This window comes from Clostridium drakei (genome assembly GCF_000633595.2).
GTDB lineage: Bacteria > Bacillota > Clostridia > Clostridiales > Clostridiaceae > Clostridium_AM > Clostridium_AM drakei.
This window is the reverse complement of record NZ_JIBU02000023.1, coordinates 349,816-366,305: the sequence shown is the minus strand read 5'-3', so window position 1 is coordinate 366,305 and position 16,490 is coordinate 349,816. Positions and strand designations below refer to the sequence as shown.

At 28.5% G+C, this 16,490-nt stretch carries 17 protein-coding genes; 16 read left to right on the top strand and 1 reads right to left on the bottom strand.

Features of this window, described 5'->3' with window-relative positions; translation table 11 throughout:
- Positions 1–33: 33 nt before the first annotated feature.
- The gene (gene sigK, locus EG57_RS0213555) at positions 34–735 is read left to right on the top strand and encodes an RNA polymerase sporulation sigma factor SigK (protein ID WP_029161424.1); all 702 of its coding nucleotides are present in this window, start codon (positions 34–36) and stop codon (positions 733–735) included.
- 223 nt (positions 736–958) lie between these two features.
- The gene (locus tag EG57_RS0213550; protein ID WP_084572230.1) at positions 959–2,014 is read left to right on the top strand and encodes a type IV pilus twitching motility protein PilT; all 1,056 of its coding nucleotides are present in this window, start codon (positions 959–961) and stop codon (positions 2,012–2,014) included.
- 39 nt (positions 2,015–2,053) lie between these two features.
- On the opposite strand, the gene EG57_RS26735 is transcribed toward EG57_RS0213550, so the two are convergent.
- Positions 2,054–2,212 (bottom strand): hypothetical protein, encoded by a 159-nt coding sequence (locus EG57_RS26735; RefSeq protein ID WP_200880557.1) that lies wholly within the window; start codon positions 2,210–2,212, stop codon positions 2,054–2,056.
- Positions 2,213–2,635: 423 nt separating this feature from the next.
- Here EG57_RS26735 and EG57_RS0213545 point away from each other — a divergent pair, with 423 nt between their 5' ends.
- From EG57_RS0213545 to pstA, 14 genes are all read left to right on the top strand, one after another.
- Positions 2,636–3,910: a glycosyltransferase family 2 protein gene (locus EG57_RS0213545; RefSeq protein ID WP_032077720.1), complete on the top strand. Its 1,275-nt coding sequence runs from the start codon at positions 2,636–2,638 to the stop codon at positions 3,908–3,910.
- 173 nt (positions 3,911–4,083) lie between these two features.
- Positions 4,084–5,355, top strand: coding sequence for a cell division protein FtsA (ftsA, locus tag EG57_RS0213540; RefSeq protein ID WP_032077719.1), 1,272 nt, complete (start codon positions 4,084–4,086; stop codon positions 5,353–5,355).
- A gap of 15 nt (positions 5,356–5,370) precedes the next feature.
- Positions 5,371–6,501, top strand: a complete 1,131-nt coding sequence (gene ftsZ / locus EG57_RS0213535; RefSeq protein ID WP_032077718.1) for a cell division protein FtsZ — start codon at positions 5,371–5,373, stop codon at positions 6,499–6,501.
- A 230-nt stretch (positions 6,502–6,731) separates the two neighbouring features.
- Positions 6,732–7,532 carry a sigma-E processing peptidase SpoIIGA gene (gene spoIIGA / locus EG57_RS0213530; protein ID WP_032077717.1) on the top strand — a complete coding sequence of 267 codons (801 nt, stop codon included), beginning with the start codon at positions 6,732–6,734 and terminating at the stop codon, positions 7,530–7,532.
- Between the two features lie 67 nt (positions 7,533–7,599).
- Positions 7,600–8,307 carry an RNA polymerase sporulation sigma factor SigE gene (sigE, locus tag EG57_RS0213525; protein WP_007061497.1) on the top strand — a complete coding sequence of 236 codons (708 nt, stop codon included), beginning with the start codon at positions 7,600–7,602 and terminating at the stop codon, positions 8,305–8,307.
- Positions 8,308–8,383: 76 nt separating this feature from the next.
- On the top strand, positions 8,384–9,157 hold the full coding sequence (gene sigG, locus EG57_RS0213520) for an RNA polymerase sporulation sigma factor SigG (RefSeq protein ID WP_029161429.1): 774 nt from the start codon (positions 8,384–8,386) through the stop codon (positions 9,155–9,157).
- A 147-nt stretch (positions 9,158–9,304) separates the two neighbouring features.
- The gene (locus EG57_RS0213515; RefSeq protein WP_029161430.1) at positions 9,305–9,568 is read left to right on the top strand and encodes a YlmC/YmxH family sporulation protein; all 264 of its coding nucleotides are present in this window, start codon (positions 9,305–9,307) and stop codon (positions 9,566–9,568) included.
- Between the two features lie 90 nt (positions 9,569–9,658).
- Positions 9,659–10,114, top strand: coding sequence for a transcriptional regulator NrdR (gene nrdR / locus EG57_RS0213510; protein WP_007061494.1), 456 nt, complete (start codon positions 9,659–9,661; stop codon positions 10,112–10,114).
- 161 nt (positions 10,115–10,275) lie between these two features.
- Positions 10,276–10,983, top strand: a complete 708-nt coding sequence (pgeF, locus tag EG57_RS0213505) for a peptidoglycan editing factor PgeF (protein ID WP_032077716.1) — start codon at positions 10,276–10,278, stop codon at positions 10,981–10,983.
- Between the two features lie 27 nt (positions 10,984–11,010).
- Entirely contained in the window at positions 11,011–11,706 is a 696-nt protein-coding gene (locus EG57_RS0213500) for a response regulator transcription factor (protein WP_032077715.1), read from the top strand.
- Between the two features lie 12 nt (positions 11,707–11,718).
- Entirely contained in the window at positions 11,719–13,419 is a 1,701-nt protein-coding gene (locus EG57_RS0213495) for a HAMP domain-containing sensor histidine kinase (RefSeq protein WP_032077714.1), read from the top strand.
- Positions 13,420–13,736: 317 nt separating this feature from the next.
- Positions 13,737–14,627, top strand: a complete 891-nt coding sequence (locus tag EG57_RS0213490; RefSeq protein WP_032077713.1) for a phosphate ABC transporter substrate-binding protein — start codon at positions 13,737–13,739, stop codon at positions 14,625–14,627.
- A 60-nt stretch (positions 14,628–14,687) separates the two neighbouring features.
- Positions 14,688–15,593, top strand: coding sequence for a phosphate ABC transporter permease subunit PstC (gene pstC, locus EG57_RS0213485; RefSeq protein ID WP_084572229.1), 906 nt, complete (start codon positions 14,688–14,690; stop codon positions 15,591–15,593).
- Positions 15,594–16,481, top strand: a complete 888-nt coding sequence (gene pstA / locus EG57_RS0213480; RefSeq protein WP_032077712.1) for a phosphate ABC transporter permease PstA — start codon at positions 15,594–15,596, stop codon at positions 16,479–16,481.
- Positions 16,482–16,490 lie beyond the last annotated feature (9 nt).

The window sequence follows — 16,490 nt, the reverse complement described above, 5'->3', positions numbered from 1 at the left end:
TATATTAATAAGCACTATTAGGAGGAGCATCCCGTGTTTTTAACCAACTGCTTATTAGATCTTGCAGGCAGCATGGTATTTCTCACTGCCTATATTACAAATAACAGTTCCTTTCCACAACCTTTAAATGATAAAGAAGAAGAATATTATTTAAAAAAGTTTAAGGAGGGGGATTTACTAGCCAAGAATATTTTGGTTGAAAGAAATTTAAGATTAGTAGCTCATATTGTAAAAAAATATTCGTATCCGGGAAAAGAAGTAGACGATTTGATATCAATTGGTACTGTAGGACTAATAAAAGCTATAGATTCCTTTGATGCTTCAAAGGGAACTAGACTTGCCACTTATGCTGCTAAGTGTATAGAAAATGAAATACTTATGCTTATAAGAAATAATAAAAAAACTAAAGGTGAAATATATCTTCAAGATCCTATTGGAATAGATAAAGAAGGAAATGAGATTTCTCTTTTAGATGTACTTAGTAGTGATGAAGATTCTATAATTGAGATTGTGGAAAGTAAAATACAGGTAAAAAAACTATATGATAAAATGAATACTTGCTTAGCAGAAAGAGAAAAAAGTGTGGTAGAAATGCGTTATGGACTTTTAGAAGGAAAACCAAAAACTCAAAGGGAAATAGCTAAAATTCTTGGTATATCTAGATCTTATGTATCAAGAATAGAAAAGAGAGCATTAAAAAAATTGTATAAAGAATTAAATTATGAAAAAAAGTGAGGATTAAAAATTAATGATTAAGATTTTAAGTACTCTTAGTCATTAATTTTTAGTTTTTTATAAATTTGTCTTTTATAAAAGGAATTTAATAAAATTTGTAGAATATTAACTTTAATAGGTTACCAGCATCTTTATAGTATATTTTGCAAAAAATTAGTCTAGATAACATATTAAATTTGGAAAATTATAATTATAGTAAGGATTGATGAAAGGAGAACTTAAAGTGATATCACTAAAGGAATTATTGGAAATAACCATTAAAAATAATGCATCTGATTTACATTTAACTGTAGGAGTTCCTCCAATAATAAGAATAGATGGAGAATTGTCAAATGTTAATAATGAAAAACTTCAACCAGCAGATACGGAAAGCTATAGTAGAGAAATTTTAAATGAAGACTACGAAGAGTATACTAAAAAAGGTGAAATGGATACTTCTTTTTCCGTGTCAGGATTAGGAAGATTTAGAGTTAATTTGTTCAAACAAAGAGGAAGCTGTTCATTAGCTATAAGGGTTGTAGGATTAAAGATACCTTCAATAGGTGATTTGAATTTTCCATCTTCAATAAAAGAAATTACAAATAACAAAAGAGGTCTTGTATTAGTTACAGGTCCTACTGGGTCAGGGAAAAGTACTACATTAGCAGCAATGATAAATGAAATAAATTGTACTAGAGCAGAACATATTATTACTCTTGAAGATCCCATTGAATATTTACATAAACATAATAAATCTATAATAAATCAAAGAGAAATAGGAAAAGATAGCTTGAGTTATCATAATGCTTTAAAAGCGGTTTTAAGGGAAGATCCAGATGTTATTCTTGTGGGAGAAATGAGGGACTTAGAAACTATTTCTATAGCACTTATAGCTGCTGAAACAGGACATTTGGTATTTTCTACATTACATACAATAGGTGCATCAAAAACTATTGATAGAATAGTTGATGTATTTCCTCCATATCAACAGCAGCAAGTAAAAACACAGTTAGCAGCAGTGCTTAAAGGAATTATATCACAACAATTATTGCCCAAAGTTGATGGTAATGGAAGAATAGCAAGCTTAGAAATAATGATGGCAACTGCAGCTATCCAAAATATGATAAGAGAAGGAAAAACTCATCAAATAGAATCTTCCATACAAACAGGAGCTAAATATGGTATGAAAACTATGGATATGTCTTTAGCTGAGTTATATAAAAAAGGAATGATATCATATGAATGTGCTTTAAGTTATGCTATGGATAGGGATATACTAAGCAGAATAATATCATTGTAGTTAAAAATAAAAATAGGACCTAAGTCCTATTTTTATTTATTAGAATATAAAGTAATCAAACATTTTTAAACAAGTTTTATTGGAATCAGAATCTAAATGTACAGAAAAATTATCTTCAATTTGACGAGTACATTCCTTTTCGCTATCACATATATTCATAGTATCTACAGGATACATTTTTTCAAGCATGATATCCATAAACAAACCTCCTTAAATTTTAAAATTTTTTGTTTAAAATTGTAAAGAGAATTTATCCAAAGGATTCATCTTTTTTATGAAGCCTTCGCAAATCAATATAAAAGATCAGTTCGTAGCGCCTCATAAGGCTCTACCCCCTTTTCAATCACTGTACTATAACAGTAAATTTAATTTGTTATAATTATATAATAACACATGATAAAATTAATAACAAACCGGGTATACACCATTAAAATAATTTAAAATTTAAAAAAATTTTAATATCCTTTGCTAAAATGATTTATGTACATTTTTCCTATGGATATCTCATGGTTAAGTATTTTTACAAATAAGTGTAAAATATTTTTTGCTTATTTATTACAAATTATATAGTAATTAATTTTTATTTATGCTAAAATAACTTTGAATTAGGGGGGATAAGTAGTGAGCATTTTTAAAGATATAATTCATGGCACCTCTAGTGTTTTTACCTGTATAGTATATTTTATAACGATATATTATTTATGTATATCATTTTTTGGTATATTGAGGAAAAAGAACGAAAGAGTTGTAGAACCAAGAAAAAATTTTGCTTTAATTGTCGCAGCACACAATGAAGAAATTGTCATAGGTGATATTGTAGAAAGCTTAAAAAAGCTTGATTATCCTAAAGAACTTTATGACATTTTTGTTATTGCTGATAATTGTACAGATAAAACTGCCGAGAAGGCCAGAGAAAAAAATGCTATTGTGTATGAAAGAACAAACAAGGAAAAAAGAGGAAAAGGATATGCTTTAGAGTGGATGTTTGATAAAATATTTAAGTTACATAAAAAATATGACGCTATTGCAATATTTGATGCGGATAATTTAGCTCATAAAAATTTTTTGAAAGAAATGAATAAAAAATTATGTGAAGGATTTAAAGTTGTTCAAGGATATTTAGACAGCAAAAATCCAGAAGATACGTGGATTACGGGAAGTTATTCTATATCTTTTTGGTCAAATAATAGAATGTTTCAAAATGCAAGAAATAACCTGGGACTATCTACACAATTAGGTGGAACAGGTTTTTGTGTGGATACAGAAATATTAAAAAAATTAGGATGGGGAGCAACTTGCCTCACAGAGGATTTAGAATTTACATGTAAAATTGTGTTATCAGGATACAAAGTAGGATGGGCTCATGATGCAATAATATATGATGAAAAACCTTTAACACTTTCCCAATCTTGGTGGCAGCGAAAAAGATGGATGCAAGGATTTGCAGATGTTGCTAGTAGATATTTTTTCAAATTGTTAAAGAAATCTATAGTGAATTTTAGTTTCACAGCGTTAGATTGTGCATTGTATAGCATACAGCCTATAGTAGCTATTTTAATAGGTATTTCTGCCGTAACAGGTATAATTCAATATTGTATGAAAGGACTTAACCTAATAAATAATTTTAATACATTTATATATTCTGTTAACTTTGATTTACTTCATATTACAATAGCATTATTAGCAATATTTCAATTTATATATACTCCATTTATTTTAGTATTAGAAAAAAAATTAAATAAGAAAATATTTTGGTATTACATACTATACCCAATATATGCTATTACTTGGTTTCCTATTTCCATTCAAGGAATTATAGATAGGAATAAAAAAGAGTGGAGTCATACTGCTCATACTAGAAGTGTAAAAATAAACGATTTGGATAAAGCTAACTAAAAATGGGAAAGGTTTAAATCCTTTCCTTATTTTTGTAATGTTTACATTTAAAAACTGTATTATTTAACTATATTTGAAATTTTATTAAAATATGATAAAATAATAAGAGGAAAAATAGAATTTTTGTTGAATATATAATTTTGGATGGTTCTCTAAGGGGGGAAAAGCACTTAATGGATGAATATATAGTTGGAATAGACATTGGGTCATCGAAAGTTCGTGCTGCTGCAGGAAAAGTTGATAGATATGGCAAAATACAAATTATGGGGGTTGCATCGGCAAAATGTAATGGAGTAAAAAAAGGAATTGTCGTTGATATAGATAATACTTCTGAAGCTGTAAAGGAGTGTATTGCAGCTTTGGAAAGAATGGTAGACATAAAAATTAAAGAAGCATATATCTCTTTACCAGGGGGCATAAGTGAATTACTTTGGAATAAAGGTGTAGTAGCTGTATCCTCAGAAGATAGAGAAATAAGAGAAAGCGATGTAAAAAGAGTTTTAAAAGCATCTAAAATTGTTACGATTCCATCCGATAAAGAAATTATAGGAGTTATACCTGAGCAGTATATAATTGATGGTTATGATAAAATAAAAGATCCTATAGGTATGAGTGGGTTAAGATTAGAAGTAGATGCACAGATAATTTTAGCTCAGACCACTGTTGTTAATAATCTTTTTAAAAGTGTAATTAAGGCTGAAGTTAAAGTTTTGGGAGTAGTATTTCAACCTTTAGCTATATCACAAGCTGTACTTAAAGATGATGAAATTCAAAGGGGTGTAGCAGTGATAGATGTGGGGGCTGAATGTACAAATATTTATGTTTACGAAGGAGGAAATTTAGCCAGTATTCAAACAGCAGCCTTAGGTGGAAGTATAATAACCAATGACATTTCTGTATGTTTAAAAATACCTTTTTCTGAAGCTGAAAACCTAAAGAAAAAGCATATTAGTTTAGGTGAAGATAACGCTAATTATAACATAAAAATAGAAGTTAATGCTGATTACAATAATAAAATTAAAGTAGATTATTATATGCTAAAGCAAATAGTTGAAGCAAGAGTAGAAGAATTATTGTGTATAATAGATGAAAAACTAAAAAGTAGTGAGTATTATGAAAAAGTATCAGGTATAGTTATAGTTGGTGGAGGTCTAGGATTAATTAAGGGGATTGAGGATTTTAGCAAAAATATAATTAAGAAACCAATTAGAATAGGAACTCCGGGCACTGTTGGTGCATCTAATCCTTTATATGCATGTACAGTTGGTATAGTTAAGGATGTTTCCTATGCTGTAAAGGGTAATAAACTTTCGGCTGACATTGAAAAGCAACAAGAAAATAAATATAAAGATTATACTAAAAGTAAAGATAAAAAAGAAATTAGAAATGAAAATAAAAATGGGATTGTGTTAAAAATAAAAGAATTTTTTACGGATTTTTTTTAATAAGGAGGTAGTATTGTGCTAGACTTTGATGTTGATGTTCAACAATTTGCTCAAATAAAGGTAATAGGCTGTGGTGGCGGAGGAAATAATGCTGTCAACAGGATGATAAGAGAAGGACTTAAAAATGTTGAATTTATAGCTATAAACACAGATAAACAGGCTTTAATGTTATCACAAGCATCACAAAAAATACAAATAGGAGATAAACTTACTAAGGGATTAGGAGCAGGTGCTAATCCTGAAATCGGACAAAAAGCTGCTGAAGAGAGCAAGGATGAAATATCCCAAGCTATAAAAGGAGCTGATATGGTTTTTATAACAGCAGGCATGGGAGGAGGAACGGGTACTGGAGCAGCACCTGTTATTGCTGAAATAGCTAAATCTATGGGAATACTCACAGTAGGTGTAGTTACTAAACCTTTTCCATTTGAAGGTAGAAAGAGAATGCTTCATGCAGAATTAGGAATAAAAGAATTAAAGGAGAGAGTGGATACCTTAGTTACAATACCAAATGAAAGATTATTGAGTATTGTAGATAAAAAGACAACTTTAATGGAATCATTTAAATTTGCAGATGATGTTTTAAGACAAGGTGTTCAAGGTATATCAGATCTTATCACTATACCTGGACTTGTTAATCTAGATTTTGCAGATGTTAGAACTATTATGATAGATAAAGGACTTGCTCATATGGGAGTAGGTAGAGGAACTGGCGATAATAGAGCTCAAGAAGCTGCTAAACAAGCTATATCAAGTCCATTACTTGAAACTTCAATAGTAGGAGCTACAGGAGTTTTATTGAATATAACGGGTGGAGCAGATTTAGGACTTTTAGAAATAAATGAAGCAGCAGAAATAGTTCAAGAAGCAGCAGATCCAGATGCAAATATTATATTTGGTGCAGTAATAGATGAAAACATAAAGGATGAAATAAGGATTACTGTAATTGCTACAGGTTTTGAATCAGAAGATATAAAGGGGAATCCAGAAGTTAATCCAAAAACTAATATGGAGCAACCTAAACATAATAACAATGTAAATGATTTTGATGGCAAAGATCAAGTTGCTGCATCTAAAATGGAATATAAAAATTATGATGAAAGTAACCTTGAAATTCCAGCTTTTTTAAGAAGACAAAAAAGGTAATAGTATGATGGAATAAAAAACCATGTATAATGCATAATAGCTATACATGGTTTTTTTATTTTATTTTTTGAGAAATTAAGCTGAAAATTATTTTTATAAAATTGAATTTATTAGGATAATATGGAAAATAAAAATATTACTTTTTATTAAGAAGTGACAAAATTTTAGAAAAAAAAGGTATATAATAAAAATATAAAAATGGTAATAAATGTATGGAGGTGGGGCATTATTTGATTGTATATTTAGATGTATTGATCTTGGAAAACTTAATAGTAAATTTATTTCTTTTGTATATAACTGCTCAATCATTGAGAGTAAGAGCAAAACTAATAAATATGATTTTTTCATCAACGATAGGAAGTATATATATAATAACGTTACTTTATCCTAAATTAAATATTTTTTCATATTTTCCATTTAAAATTTTAATGGCTTCGATTATGATATTAATAGTTTTTAGAAGAATAAAATTTATATTTTTTATAAAAGCTTTAGGAATATTTATCTTATATTCTATGGTACTTGCAGGAGCATGTATTTTTATAGAATATAGCAATTGTAGTAACTATATTAGTTATTTTACAATTATAAATTTTTCTTATAAAAAACTTATAATTTCAATAATGATAATATATATGCTTATTCATAGAACAATAATTTATATAAAAGATAGAAAAGATTTAGGGTGTTTAATATATGATATAGATATTGTGATGAAAAATTCAAAAAAGACTGTAGAGGCTTTTTTAGATACAGGGAATGAATTGAGGGAGCCTGCTACAAATTTGCCTGTAATAATAGTGGAAAAGTCAGTTTTTCAAGATATGGATTTAAATACTTATGATAAATTTTATATTCCTTATAGGGTTGTTAATGGTGCAAATGGTAATTTGCAAGGATTTAGACCTGAATATATAAAAATACATGGTTCAAAGGAAGAATTAGTAAGAGAAGTTATAGTAGCTTTTTGTGAAGAGAAATTAAGTGATTTTAATGAATACCATGCGCTTTTATCTAGAGGGGTTATGTAATAATATCAAACAATACATAACTATCATAGATGAAGGACAACCATATTAATTATTTGGAGGATGATTTATGATAAAACTAAAAATATTGCTGAATAGAATTTTAATTAAGATAAAATTTTTGGCTGGGAAAATTTACTATATAGGTGGAAGTGATGTATTGCCTCCTCCACTTAGTAAAAAAGAAGAAGATGATTTGGTATCTAAGCTTGATGGAGGAGAAGAGAAGGTTAGATCAACTTTAATAGAACGTAATTTAAGACTGGTGGTTTATATAGCAAGAAAGTTTGAAAATACAGGGGTAAATGTAGAAGATTTAGTTTCTGTAGGAACTATAGGACTTATTAAGGCTGTTAATACTTTTGATCCAAGCAAAAAAATAAAATTGGCTACATATGCTTCAAGATGCATTGAAAACGAAATACTTATGTATTTAAGAAGAAATAGTAAAGTAAAAGCTGAAATATCCTTTTATGAGCCTTTAAACATAGATTGGGATGGAAACGAATTGCTCTTATCTGATATATTAGGCACGGATAATGATGTGGTTTACAATTTGATAGAGGATGAAGTAGATAAACAATTACTTATGGTGGCTATGAAAAAACTTAATGATAGAGAAAAGGAAATAGTTAATTTAAGATTTGGTTTAAATGGACAAGGCGAGAAAACTCAAAAGGAAGTGGCTGATATGCTTGGTATATCACAATCTTATATTTCAAGATTGGAAAAAAGAATAATAAAGAGGCTAAAAAAAGAAATAAATAAAATGTTATAAGGTTGTCTTTAGTATAAAATTTCACTCCTTAGGAAACAATTAAAATGCGATATATTCTGAAGGGGCTGATAACTTTATGATAATTAATAAAGTTGAAATTTGTGGTGTAAACACAGCAAAACTACCAGTTTTAAAAGAAAAAGAGATGAAAGAATTACTAATAAGTATGAGGAATGGAGATGTAAGCTGTAGGGAAAAATTTATAAAAAGTAATTTAAGATTAGTACTAAGTGTGATTCAAAGATTCAATAACAGGGGAGAAAATGTAGATGATTTATTTCAAGTAGGATGTATAGGGCTAATCAAATCAATTGATAATTTTGATTTGAGCCAAAATGTAAAATTCTCTACATATGCTGTACCAATGATTATTGGAGAAATAAGAAGATATTTAAGAGATAACAATTCTATAAGAGTAAGTAGATCACTTAGAGATATTGCCTATAGAGCATTGCAGGTTAGGGATAAACTTATAAGTGAAAATAATAAAGAACCTACAGTATCTCAAATAGCAAAAGAATTAAAGGTTCCTAGAGAGGAAGTGGTATTTGCTTTAGATGCTATACAAGATCCAGTATCACTATTTGAGCCAATTTATCATGATGGAGGCGATGCAATTTATGTAATGGATCAAATAAGTGATAACAAAAATATGGATGATAGCTGGCTTGAAAACATAGCCATAAAAGAAGCTATGAAAAAATTAAATGATAGAGAAAAACTCATACTTAATTTAAGATTCTTTGATGGAAGAACTCAAATGGAAGTGGCAGATGAAATAGGTATATCTCAAGCGCAAGTATCAAGGCTTGAAAAAACTGCTTTAAGACATATGAGAAAATATGTTTAAACATTAGTAATTATATTGTTTATAGATAAGTTGTATAGAATGCTGAAAATATAAGATTATTTAATATTTTCAGCATTTTTTGTTGTGGTAATTAATACTTTATATAGTTCATATATTAATAAAAAGAGATAAAATGAGGTGATAAAAGTGGAAGATGAAAAAGGACTATATTCTATAAGCAATTTAAGATCCATGGAAATTATAGAAATAAATACTGGAGCAAAATTAGGTTTTATAAAAGATTTAAAAGTGGATTGTGATGAATCTAAAGTTATATCAATTATTATACCTTCTGGAAAAATGTCTTGGTTTGGTAAAAGTGATGATATAGAAATTCCATGGGAAAATATTAAAAAGATAGGCATAGATGTGGTTTTGGTGGAAACTAATGATTTTGCTATAAAAGATTAATGGTAGAAATTTATAAAAAAAAGTGTATAATATATATTGAGTATTTATAAGGCTAAGATAAAAATTGATTTTAGAAGGACGTGAATAGATGTGAAATGCCCTTACTGCGGCTATGCGGAAAGTAAAGTTGTAGATTCTAGATCTACAGAGGACAATATGTCTATTAGAAGAAGAAGAGAATGTTTGAAGTGTAATAAGAGATATACTACATATGAAAAAGTTGAAAATGTACCTATATTAGTAATAAAGAAGAATATGAATAGAGAATATTTTGATAGAACTAAAATAATAAATGGTTTAATAAAAGCTTGTCAAAAAAGACCTGTGTCTAGGCATCAGATAGAAAGCATAGCTGATGAAATTGAAAAGACAATAAACAATCAAATGCTGACAGAGGTACATTCTGAGTATATTGGAGAAATGATAATGGAAAGCCTTAAAAATATAGATGAAGTTTCTTATGTTAGATTTGCATCTGTATACAGACAATTTAAAGATATAAATACTTTTATGGAAGAAATTAAAAATTTAATTAGTGATAAGTAAGTGGTATGCTAACAAGTATACCACTTACTTGTTGTTAAGTTTAATTCGTTTTTAGTAAAAGTATGCTGTGTTAAATTTAAGTTAAAACAATTAAATTTTTCTGTGTCTATAAAACAAACAATGTTAAAATATAATTAAAAGTTAGTTAATGGAGGAGTAAAATGGAAGAATTAAGAATTGAGAATTGTAAATTTATAAAAGTATCTTTAGAAGGAGCAGAAATGGTTTTTTCTACTGCAGAAGGTGGATTAGATTTTAATAAAAATTCTTCTCATGGGAAAAAAAATTTGCAAAATATAAAAAAATGGTTTGGAGTAAACGAGGTTGGATTTTTAAATCAAACACATAGTGATAAAATTGTTGAATATAAAAATGAAATAGAAGAAGGTGATGCTTTAATTACAGACAAAAAAAATACAGCAATAGGGGTATTTACGGCAGATTGTGTTCCAGTTCTTTTATATGACAAAAATAAGAAGGCAATAGCAGCAGTACATAGTGGCTGGAAGGGGACTTTTGATTGTATACTGCTAAAAACAATTGAAAAAATGGAACAACAATATGGGACTAAATGTGAAGATTTAATAGTTTATATAGGACCATATATACATGAATGTTGTTATGAAGTACACTATGATCTTATAGATAAGTTCAAAGGATTAGAAATATATAAAGATGTAAATATATGTAATGGAAGATATTTAAGCTTAGGAAAATGCATATTACATCAACTAAATTTAAAAAATATAGATAAAAATAATGTGAAAGATTTAGATATATGTACATTTTGCAGTACAGAATATAAAACTCATTCTTATAGAAGAGATAAAAATAAGGGAAGATTATTTGCATTTATCTATTTAAAATAATTTTTAATGAATCGGGAGGGAAAATTAGTGTCAGAAGAAAAAATACTTATTGTAGATGATGAAGAACACATAACAGAATTAATAAAATTCAATTTAGAAAATAGTGGATATAAGACTATTTGTGCAGATAATGGTTTGGATGCAATAAAGAAGGCTAAGAGAGATACTCCAAATCTTATATTATTGGATATTATGCTGCCTGGAATGGATGGATATGATGTATGCAAGGAAATTAGAAAAGATAATTCCATATCATCAACTCCTATAATAATGATAACTGCTAAGGGAGAAGAATTTGATAAAGTACTAGGCTTAGAGTTAGGAGCAGATGATTACATTACTAAGCCTTTTTCTATAAGGGAATTATTGGCTAGGGTAAAAGCAATTCTTAGAAGAACTACAGCTAAATCTACAGATAAAAAATTCACTTTTGGAAAAATTAATATAAATTTTGAAAAACATGAAATTTTAAAAGATGGCATTAAATTAGATCTTACTTTGAAAGAATTTGAAGTATTGGAACTTTTAATAAAAAATAGAGGAAGAGTTATGACGAGAGATTTTTTATTGGATAAGGTGTGGGGATATGAGTATATAGGTGAAACAAGAACTGTAGATGTTCATATAAGACACTTAAGACAAAAAATAGAGGAAGATGATAAAAATCCAAAACATATAGAAACTATTCGTGGGATAGGATACAGGTTCAATTCGGAAGAGTAGTTGGTGATTAAAATGAAAAAAAAATTAATGATAACAATGCTTATCACATTGATTCTTACATTTTCTATAGTTACTACATTATTTGTAATTATTGAAAATTATCAATATATGCAAAACACAAAGGAAAATTTGAGAATAAATAATCAAATTGTAATAAATGTTTTAGAGGCAGAAGGATTTAATGATAAAAATTTTTCTTTCAAGAATAATTTTAAAAATGATGTTATTAGAGAAACCTTAATAGACAAAAAAGGAAAAGTTTTAAGTGATACTATAGCAGATGCTGAAACAATGGATAATCATAATGAGAGAAAAGAAGTTAAGGATGCAAGAAAAGAAGGTACGGGGTATAGTACACGATATAGTGCTACTTTGAGAAAGAAAACTTTATATTTTGCTACAGCTTTTAATAATGGTTATGTTGTAAGAAGTGCTATAGCTATGCAAATTATTAAAGGAATAGAAATGAGTTATTTTAAATATTATATAATTGCTATGATGTTTTCAATTATGGTCTCTATAATATTTGCATCAAAGCTTTCTCATACTATAGTTAAGCCTATTAAAGAATTAGAATTTACGACTTCAAGTATTGCTTCAGGAAAATTTGATAAAAGAGTAAGGATTAGTTCTAAAGATGAAATAGGTCAATTAGGTATAACCTTTAATAATATGGCAGATAAATTAAATAGTACACTTAATGAGGTTTTAGATAAACAAAATAAATTGGAAGCAATATTGAAGAGTATGGATAGCGGAGTTATAGCTGTAGATATAAACTACAAAATTATTATGATAAACCCTTATGCAAAAAAAATATTTGGTATAAATAGAGATATTATAGGTGAAAATCTTATGGATAATATAAGGGATTTTGAATTTGAGGATGTATTTAAAAATACTGATGAAGATTATGCAGAAATAAAGATATTATGGCCTAAGGAAAGGAACTTAAGAATAAGGACTGCCGATATAATTAATGTTAGAGAAAAAATTGGTACAGTTGCTGTAGTGCAAGATATAACTGATATAAAAAGATTAGAAAATATGAGAACTCAATTCGTAGCTAATGTTTCTCATGAATTAAAGACACCATTGACTTCAATAAAAGGTTTTGCAGAGACATTGAGATATGTAGATGATTTTAAAAATAAAGAAAAGTTTTTAAATATTATAAATGATGAAGCTGATAGATTAACAAGATTAATTAATGATACTTTAACACTTTCTCATATTGAAAATAGTATAGAGAATAAGGAAGAAAAAATAGATGTAAACTTTATTATAAAAGATGTATGCTGTTTAGTTAAAAATTCAGCTGAAAAGAAAAATATTAAGGTTGTTACAATAGGAGATGAGCTTCCTAATTTAAAAGGGGATAATGATCGGTTTAAACAAATGCTTATAAATCTAGTGGACAATGCAATAAAATATTCTGATAATAATGGAATTGTAAAAATAGGTACCAGAGTTGAAAATAATAATTGCATAATATGGGTTGAAGATGAAGGTGTTGGTATATCAAGAGAACATATAGATAGAATATTTGAAAGATTTTATAGGATCGATAAAGCAAGATCAAGAGCTCAAGGTGGAACAGGATTAGGTCTTGCTATTGTAAAACATATAGTTATGACTCTTAATGGAAATATTAGAGTGGAAAGTGAGATAGGAGAAGGAAGCAAGTTTATTTTAGAAATACCTATTGTATGATTTTTAATATATTATTACACTAATTGATTATGACTAGAATAAAAAAATTTAACGTTTATGTTAGTAATGTTAAGAACTTGTTAAGTAAGTAAAAATGAATTATTTTATTGAATATTGTGAAAAGAACCTTTGAATACAGAGTATGGAAAGGTTCTTTTGTTATATTTTTAATAAAAATGGTAAAGATAAATAAATTCCATATGTTAATTTTAATTAACCTGTGTATAATAATGGGTTAACTTTGTAAAGTTATCATAGTATTCATAGGGAATAATTTAAAATTAATAAACGTTGAAAATTTTAGGAGGTTCGTATTAATGAAGAAAAAGAGTTTAAAAATTATAATAGCTGCATTAGCAGTTACTATGGTAACAGGTGTATTTGCAGGATGTGGATCAAAAGAACAATCGTCTTCAGGAGATACTAAAAAGGAAGTTTCAGGTTCAATAACATTAGCAGGGTCTACAGCTCTTCAGCCATTAGCCGATCAAGCAGGAAAAAAATTCACTGAAAAGAACTCTAAAGCTACTATTAATGTTCAAGGTGGGGGAAGTGGTACTGGAATAAAATTAGTATCTGAAGGTACTGCTGATATAGGAAATTCTGATATAACAGCAGAAACAGCTAAATTAGATGCACAAAAGGCAAAAGAATTAGTTGATCATAAAGTTTGTGCTATTGGTTTTGCAGTAGTTGTAAATAAAGAAGTTAAAGTTGACTCTCTAACAAAAGATCAAATACAAAAAATATTTACTGGTGAAATTACTAACTGGAGTCAAGTTGGTGGAGATAACTTACCTATAAATGTAATTAATAGAGCAAAATCATCTGGTACAAGAGCAACATTTAAAGATACAGTAATGGGTGGAAAAGATGAAAAGGACGGACTAGGAACTACACAAGATTCAAACGGAAACGTTGAAAAAGGAATACAGTCTACAAAAGGTTCAATAAGTTATTTAGCGTTATCATATTTAAGTGATAAAGTTAAGGAAAGTGTAAAACCATTAAAAATAGATGGAGTAGATGCAAATGAAGAAAATATAACTGCTGGAAAATATCTTTTCTGGTCATATGAGCACATGTATACAAAAGGAGAAGCTAAGGATTTATCAAAAGCATTTATTGAGTACATGTTAAGTAGTGAAAATAGTGATTTAGTTAAAAAATTAGGATATATTCCAATGAGTGAAATTAAAAATAAATAGAGTTTTTATAGGGCTGGCTGTTAATCAGTCAGCCATTAAATTAATATTGAGGTAGAGAGTATGGAGAATAGTATAAAGAAAAGAACCTTTTGGAAAAAGTTAAAAACTGAATATTTAGGAAGAAGCTTTGCCATATTTTGTGGAATGTTAATAATAATTTTAACTTTAAGTATAATAGGATTTGTAACTGTAAAGGGATTAAATACTTTTATAAAGCATGGATATTCATTAAAAGACTTTTTATTTACTTCAAATTGGAATCCAGATAGTGAAAAACCTAAATTAGGAGCACTTATATTTATTGTAGGTTCTACTTTAGTATCCATAGGCGCAGTTATTTTGAGTGCACCGATAAGTATTGCTTTAGCAATTTTTATGAACTTTATTTCACCAAGGATAGGAAATAAATTAGTTCAACCTGCATTAGAATTGTTTGTAGGAATACCCTCAGTTGTTTATGGATGGATAGGATTCAGCGTTCTACTACCTCTAATTAAAAAAGGTTTTGGAGGTATTGGATTTAGCTTAATAGCGGGTATTGTAGTATTAAGTATCATGATACTACCAACTATAGCTAGTTTATCAGCAGATGCTGTTAAAGTTGTACCTAAGAGCTATTTAGAGGCATCATATGGATTAGGTGCAACTAGATGGCAAACTATAAGCAGAGTTATATTACCAGCGGCTAAAAGTGGTATATTAACTTCAATAATATTAGGGCTTGCAAGAGCTTTTGGAGAAGCTTTAGCTGTTCAGATGGTTATAGGTAATTCAATTAAATTTCCTGAAAATTTAGTAAGCCCAACAGCTACTTTAACTAGTATTTTAACTATGGATATGGGTAATACAATATCGGGAACAGCATGGAATGATGCGTTGTGGTCACTTGCTTTATTGCTTTTAGTTATATCATTTTTATTTATTTTGTTAATAAGAGCCATTGGAAAAAGGGGTGAACTTAAATAAATGGATGCTAAGTTGAAAGATAAAATATGGACAGGAATTTTATATGTTGTATCTGGATTCGTAATATTACTTCTAATGGCCTTGATAGGATATATATTATATAAGGGTGGAAATTCATTAAATCCTTCTTTCTTGTTTGGAAAACCTAAAATAGGTGAAGCTGGAGGTGGAATAGGTCCTCAGCTGTTTAATTCCTTCTACATGCTAGTAGTATCTTTAGTAATAACTGTACCTTTTGGAGTAGGTGCGGGTATATATTTAGCAGAATATGCGAGAGAAGGAATTTTATTAAATATAATAAGATTATGTATTGAAACTATGGCTTCATTGCCTTCTATAGTAGTAGGTCTTTTTGGTCTTTTAGTGTTTGTAAGTATGACAAATTGGGGATTTACACTTTTATCAGGAGCATTGGCTATAGCAGTGTTAAATCTACCATCTTTAACGAGAGTTAGCGAAAATGCTATAATAGCGGCTGGTAAATCTGTTAAGGAAGCAAGTCTTGGACTTGGGGCAACTAAATGGCAAACTATAAAAAAAGTTATATTGCCTTCTGCCCTTCCACAAATTTTAACAGGAATAATATTAGCATCAGGAAGAATATTTGGTGAAGCAGCAGCACTTTTATATACGGCAGGTATGAGTGCACCAGTACTTCCATTTGATAGCTTTAGTTTAGTTGGAAAATCATCTCCTTTCAGTGTAATGAGACCAGCAGAAACATTAGCAGTGTACATTTGGAAGCTTAATTCTGAAGGAATGGTACCAGATGCAGCAGCTATAGCAAATAAATCATCAGCGGTACTTATAATAATGGTTTTATTATTCAATTTAACTGCTAGAATATTAGGAAAAAAAATATATGAATCTTATGCTGGTAAAAAATAAGGAGGAAGC

Coding starts and splice junctions, on each gene's coding strand:
- pstC (WP_084572229.1), top strand. CDS start 14,688: ATGGAGAATAGTATAAAGAAAAGAACCTTTTGGAAAAAGTTAAAAACT.
- EG57_RS0213490 (WP_032077713.1), top strand. CDS start 13,737: ATGAAGAAAAAGAGTTTAAAAATTATAATAGCTGCATTAGCAGTTACT.
- EG57_RS0213495 (WP_032077714.1), top strand. CDS start 11,719: ATGAAAAAAAAATTAATGATAACAATGCTTATCACATTGATTCTTACA.
- pstA (WP_032077712.1), top strand. CDS start 15,594: ATGGATGCTAAGTTGAAAGATAAAATATGGACAGGAATTTTATATGTT.
- ftsA (WP_032077719.1), top strand. CDS start 4,084: ATGGATGAATATATAGTTGGAATAGACATTGGGTCATCGAAAGTTCGT.
- EG57_RS26735 (WP_200880557.1), bottom strand. CDS start 2,212: ATGGATATCATGCTTGAAAAAATGTATCCTGTAGATACTATGAATATA.
- sigG (WP_029161429.1), top strand. CDS start 8,384: ATGATAATTAATAAAGTTGAAATTTGTGGTGTAAACACAGCAAAACTA.
- pgeF (WP_032077716.1), top strand. CDS start 10,276: ATGGAAGAATTAAGAATTGAGAATTGTAAATTTATAAAAGTATCTTTA.
- sigE (WP_007061497.1), top strand. CDS start 7,600: ATGATAAAACTAAAAATATTGCTGAATAGAATTTTAATTAAGATAAAA.